This window comes from Brachyspira pilosicoli, from assembly GCF_019402445.1.
In the GTDB taxonomy this organism is placed as follows: domain Bacteria; phylum Spirochaetota; class Brachyspiria; order Brachyspirales; family Brachyspiraceae; genus Brachyspira; species Brachyspira pilosicoli_B.
Genome location: NZ_SRZM01000148.1, coordinates 1 through 6384 on the forward strand (window position 1 = coordinate 1; position 6384 = coordinate 6384).

Here is a 6384-nt window from a genome sequence, read left to right on the forward strand (position 1 = left end):
GAGATATTGTATTTAGAAATTAAAAGTAAATACTAGTAATAAATAAATTAATCATAAATAAAAATATAGTATATACTATATTTTAGTTATAAAAATAGGCTATATAATTAGCTTTTAAATTTATTTATATTCCCACCCTATAGATTTTATAATTTTAATTTGTAATATATGCTTTTTATTTCTTATTGCTTAATTATGAATATTAACCTCCACCCAAGATTTTTTTAATTTATAACATACACACCGCACGCAGAGTAAAATTTAAAATATAATAATATTAAAATTATAATCTAAACAATAAATAAAAATATGTTTACCGTGCGGTTAAGAAATTTGTTATTATTTATTATTGTCATCAGTTTTAAGTACACTTATAAATGCATCCTGAGGAATCTCCACGCTTCCAATAGCCTTCATTCTCTTTTTACCTTCTTTCTGTTTCTCCAACAACTTTCTTTTTCTTGTAATATCTCCGCCGTAACATTTAGCTGTAACATTTTTTCTTAATGCACTTATATTTTCTCTTGCTATTATGCGACCTGCAATTGCTGCTTGCAAAGGAATCTGAAACATATGTTTTGGTATGAGATGTTTTAATTTTTCTATAATTTGTCTTCCTCTGCTTTCTGCATTGCTTCTATGAGCCATAAATGATAATGCATCCACTACTTCACCATGAACAAGTATGTCTATTTTTTCTATTTGGCTTTCTCTAAAATCTGAAAAATCATAATCGAAAGAAGCATAACCTCTTGATATTGATTTTAATTTATCATAAAAGTCATACACTACTTCTATTAATGGCAAATCGAATTTTATTTCAGCTCTTTTATCATCTAAATATGTGAGTGAAGTTTGAGTGCCTCTTCTGTCTATACAAAGAGATATAATATTTCCTAAATAATCGGTAGGCACTATTATAAGAGCATTAATAAAAGGCTCATAACATTTTTCTATATACTGTGCAGAAGGAAAATCTGCAGGGTTATCTATGAGTTTCTCTTCACCGTTTGTGAGTTTTAATTTTACTTCTACAGAAGGGCTAGTTATTACAAGATTAAGATTAAACTCTCTCTCTAAACGCTCTTGTACAATCTCTAAGTGCAAGAGCCCTAAGAAACCGCATCTATATCCAAACCCTAAAGCTATAGAACGCTCTGGCTCATAAACCAAAGAAGCATCATTAAGTTTTAATTTTTCTAATGCCTTTTGTAAGTTAGTGTAATCTTCATCTTCTGCAGGGAAAATGCCAGCAAATACCATAGGAAGAACTTCTTTATAACCAATCAAAGGTTCATCAGAAGGGTTTTCTTCGAGGGTAATAGTGTCTCCTATTTTTATGTCTGATATATTTTTAATACCTGCGATGATGTATCCTACTTCACCGCTTTTAAGTTCATTTGCAGATTTAAGTCCAAGTAAAAGTGTACCGCATTCTTCAACTTCATACTCTGCTTTAGTTTCCATTAAAAGAAGCTTATCATCTTTTTTAATAGAGCCGTCAAATATTCTCACTATCATAACAGCACCGCGAAAAGGGTCATAATAAGAATCAAATATCAAAGCCCTTGTTTTTTTATCAGTATTATCCTTTGGAGCTGGTATCATCTTAACAACTGCTTCAAGTATCTCGTCTATTCCTATATCATTTTTTGCACTCGCTAAAACAATATCATCTTTATTAACACCAAACTCTTTTTCCATCTGCTCTTTACAAAGTTCAATATTAGCAGCAGGCAAATCTATTTTATTTATAACAGGTACAATCTCCAAATTATTTTCAAAAGCAAGATAAAAATTAGAAATAGTCTGAGCCTCAACACCCTGAGCAGCATCTACTACAAGTATAGCACCCTCACAAGCAGCAAGTGAACGAGAAACCTCATAGTTAAAGTCAACGTGTCCCGGAGTATCAATCAAATTAAGAGTATATACTTCTCCATCTTTTGCTTGATAAGAAAGTTTTACAGCCTGACTCTTTATTGTTATTCCTCTCTCTCTTTCTATATCCATAGAGTCCAAAATTTGTGCTTTCATTTCTCTGCTTGATACAGCTTTGGTATGTTCTATGATTCTATCGGCTAAAGTGCTTTTTCCATGGTCAACATGTGCTATAATACAAAAATTCCTAATTTTCTCTGCGTATGACATTTATTAAAATATATCCTTATATTATTAAAATATTTTTGATAATAAAATTATATTTAGATGATATATTATAATATAGCAAGTGGCTTTTTGCAAATAGTTTTGTATAGTAAAATATCTATTTAAAATTTCTGTCTATATCTAAATTTCTTAATGTTTCCATCATCTGTATTTGCATCTGTATTCTAAAATTATCATTAACAGCACTATTTACAGCATTATTATTCGGAGATTTTTGATATATTTCTGATAGTATCTTAGAATTATTTACTCTCATTCTATCTTCAAGCATTCTAATTCTTGGAGAATATCTGCCGTCTATTGCTTTTAATTTTTCTCTTTCTTGATAAGTCATATATCCATTTCCAAATTTATAGAATCTTCCATTTTTATAATATGTTTTTGTGTATCCATAATTTTTATATCTTTGATTATATAAGTCATAACGAGGCTGATACATTGGTATTCTCTGATTAGGTATTAATGGTTTTACATTGCCTACTCTTGGTGTTGGAGAATAATAGTATTGTGAAAATAAATTAATTGATAGTATAAAAAATATACAAAATAATTTCTTCATTGTTTTACCTCCGTATATATTAATTATACAAATAGTAAAAATAAATTCAATAACTCCGCATAATGAAAAACATTACACGGAGTTTTTGAGTAAATTATGAGTAATTATTCTTAAGTTGTGTATTATATTAGACGATTGATATTCAAAAAAGTTCCCGAAAAATTATTTTTTTTATATTTTTTTATGTTTTTTAATACTTTGACAAATGAGTCATTTTATTATATTCTTTATAAGATTATAACAAATATAATTACATAAAGGATTAATATGAAATTCAAAATAGAAGAAAAAGTATTTAACACTCTAGACAATTTATGCATAGCATTTGTTGTAGCTAAAAATATAGACAACAGAGAAAATGATAAATATGTTATAGATTTGCTTGATAATAACTTATCAAAAGCACAAAAAGAATTAGAAAATGTAAAGATAAAAGAATATAGTGAAATATTATGCTATAGAAATGCTTTTGAAAAATTATCTATTAACCCTAACAAGTTTTTATCATCTATAGAGGCTATACTTACAAGGGTTTCAAAAGGTAAAGGGTTCCCACATATAAATAAAATAGTAGATTTGGTTAATGCTTTATCTATAAAATATAAACTTCCTATGGGTTCACATGATATTGATTCTATGAATGATGATTTTTATGTAAGATATTCTGTTAAGGGGGATAAGTTTTTACCTTTTGGGGAGACTGAAATAGAATTATTAGAAGATAATGAACTTGTATACACTTCTGGTAATGATATAAGAACAAGAAGATGGATATGGAGACAAAGCGAATATGGAAAGATTGTAGAAACTACAACTAATATTATTTTTCCAATAGATGGTTTTATTGGTGTTAATGATAAAAAAGTAATGGATGCTAGAGATGAACTTGAAAGTATTTTAAAAGAGTTATTTAATTGCACCACTATAAAAGGTTTTTTAAGCAAAGAAAATAATGAATCTGAAGAGTTTTAATTAAAGGTAATTTATGAACAATAATTCAAGCAGCAACATGAGAGAAGAGATATTAAATCTTGTAAAAAGCGAGGACATAGTAAAACCTACTAGATATTTAGGCGGTGAGATAAACGCTATAATAAAACCTAATATGCCTTTTAAATTTGTTATGTGCTTTGCGGATATGTATGAAGTAGCAATTAGCAATTTGGGGCTTTCTATACTTTATGAGGTTATTAACTCTATTGAATATGCTTCCTGCGAGAGAGTGTATAGTATAGCTGAAGATTTTGAGAAACTTTTAAGAGAGAAAAATATACCGCTTTATACTTTGGAGACTTTCAGCAGAGTAAAAGATGCCGATGTTTTGGGTTTTACTTTGCAGTATGAGCTTATATATACAAATATACTTCAAGTGTTGGAACTAAGTCAAATACCTATACATAGAGATGAAAGAGGAGAAGATATACCTATAATAGCTGCAGGCGGACCAAGCGTATTTAATCCATTTCCTCTGGTTGATTTTATTGATGTATTTTTGTTTGGTGAATTTGATTTTGAGATGAAAAACTTTGTTGATATAATTTATAATCTCAAAAAAAATGGTGCTAAAAGAGATGATATATTAAAAGAGCTTTCAAAACTTGAATATGCTTATGTACCTAAATATCCAAGAGATAATGTAAAAAGAATATTTGTTGAAAATATTAATGAAATGCCTTATGTAAAAAAGCCTTTAGTACCTCTTGTTGAAGGAATTCAAAACAGAATATCCGTAGAAATAGCGAGAGGTTGTACACATAGCTGCAGATTTTGTTTGGCTGGAATTACTTATAGACCTGTAAGAAACCGCACTATAGAAAAAATTGTTGATATAGCAATGGAGTCATTAGAAGCAACGGGAGCTAATACTTTAAATTTATTTTCTCTTTCTGCTGATGATTATCCGCATATTGGTGAATTAATAGAATATTTACAGACACTAGGAGAGCATAATGGATTTTCTCTCTCCCTGCCTTCATTAAGAATTGATTCATTTGATAAAGAAACTGCTGAGAGAATTGCACAATTTAGAAAAACAGGCTTAACATTTGCATTAGAAGTAGGAAGCCATGAATTAAGAGAAAAAATAAACAAGTCAATGGATGAAGATGCAATTTATAATATACTTGCCGATGTTCAAAAAATGGGCTGGAAGATAGTAAAAATATATTTCATGATAGGATTTACTGATAACCCAGAAAAAGAGGCCGATGAAATAATAGAAGCATTAGAAAAAATGCTTGAAGTATCAAAAAAGAAAGTAAAAATAAATGCCGCTATCAATGTATTTATACCAAAGCCTCATACACCTTTAGAAAATAATAATCAACTTACAGATGAAGAGGCTATTTACTATATAGGAAAGGTAAGAGACCATTTTAGAGGAAGCAAGGTAGCTATCAAATATCACCCTCCAAGAATGGCAGAAATTGAAGGGATAATTTCAAGAGGCGATGAAAAAATAGGAGAGATTATTTATAAGGCATATAAAAAAGGTGCAAGATTTGATGCTTGGGTTGAGCATTTCAAATATGATGTTTGGAAGGAAGTGATAGAAGAGAGCGGATACACTATAAAAGAATTATTAAGCAAAAAAATAAATATGCCTTGGAAATGCATTGACACTCTTGTAAGCCAGCAATTCTTTGACAAAGAATACGAGAGATTTCAAAATGGAAAGTTTACAGACTACTGCTTTACAGGTAATTGTCAAAACTGCGGTATAGATTATAAAAAATATTGCCATAAATATAAAAAAGAAGTTTTAAATACAAACTTTACTCAAATGGTTGAAGAATTAAAAACTCTAAAGAAAAGAGATATATTTGCTGTAAACTATAAAGTATTTATGAAGTTTAAAAAAGAAGGCATATCATCTCTTTTGGGTATGCATGATTTATCGCGTGTAATGGTTTGTGCTTTTAAAATCGCAGGGGCTAGTATATCTTTAAGTAGAGGTTTTCACCCTCTTGAAAAAATAGTTTTTACTCCCCCTACTCCTTTTGCCTGCGAAAGTGATGCTGAATATATGGAAGTAAGCTTAACTGATAATATAGACATAGATTTATTAAAAAATAAAATTAATAATTTACTTTCCCATATAGGAATAGAAATATTAGAAGCGAACTTTATAGCCACAAACATAAAAAAAATACAAGCTCTTCCAAAAAATATTTTATATAAAATGAATACTAATGATAATGATAAGGCATTTAATTTACTTTCAAATAAAGAAACTCTAAAAGAAAGTGAAGAGCGTTTAGGAGATTATATATTAAACAAAAAAGACAATGAAATATTTATCACTATACTTCAAAATGATAATAAACCTATAAGAATCAGAGATATTAAGAGCTATCTTTTAAAGAATACTATTAATATAAAAAATATTAGAAAGCTGAAGTTAGTATAATCATTATTTTTATTGGGGTATTAATTTTTTATTAATATTTCACTGTATAATAAAAAGTAATATGTGCTTTTGCAACTTTTGCCACGGGAAAAGTTGATATAAAATTATATACCTAAACAACTACATTTTGTCAAAAATAAATTTATATTCTTGTTTTTATATCTGTGGCTTTGCCCCCCCTGCGAAGCGTACCCATAGGGTAAAAACTTTTTGACGAAGTCCTTCAGGGCGACCGAAGGAAGTGCCC

The 6384-nt window shown here is 28.9% G+C and carries 4 protein-coding genes; 2 read left to right on the forward strand and 2 right to left on the reverse strand.

Translation table 11 applies throughout. The features are described 5' to 3' along the window. Window positions 1-339: 339 nt before the first annotated feature. Together lepA and E6A48_RS05900 are read right to left on the reverse strand one after the other, a co-directional pair. On the reverse strand, window positions 340-2151 hold the full coding sequence (lepA, locus tag E6A48_RS05895) for a translation elongation factor 4 (RefSeq protein ID WP_157149829.1): 1812 nt from the start codon (window positions 2149-2151) through the stop codon (window positions 340-342). Window positions 2152-2266: 115 nt separating this feature from the next. Continuing rightward, window positions 2267-2728 (reverse strand): hypothetical protein, encoded by a 462-nt coding sequence (locus tag E6A48_RS05900; RefSeq protein WP_219709140.1) that lies wholly within the window; start codon window positions 2726-2728, stop codon window positions 2267-2269. A gap of 267 nt (window positions 2729-2995) precedes the next feature. Here E6A48_RS05900 and E6A48_RS05905 point away from each other — a divergent pair, with 267 nt between their 5' ends. Then, complete coding sequence (locus tag E6A48_RS05905) at window positions 2996-3700, forward strand: B3/B4 domain-containing protein (RefSeq protein WP_219709141.1); 705 nt, start codon at window positions 2996-2998, stop codon at window positions 3698-3700. A gap of 13 nt (window positions 3701-3713) precedes the next feature. Beyond that, a complete protein-coding gene (locus tag E6A48_RS05910; protein ID WP_219709142.1) occupies window positions 3714-6137 on the forward strand; it encodes a TIGR03960 family B12-binding radical SAM protein in 2424 nt (807 codons plus the stop codon). The last annotated feature ends 247 nt before the right edge of the window (window positions 6138-6384 follow it).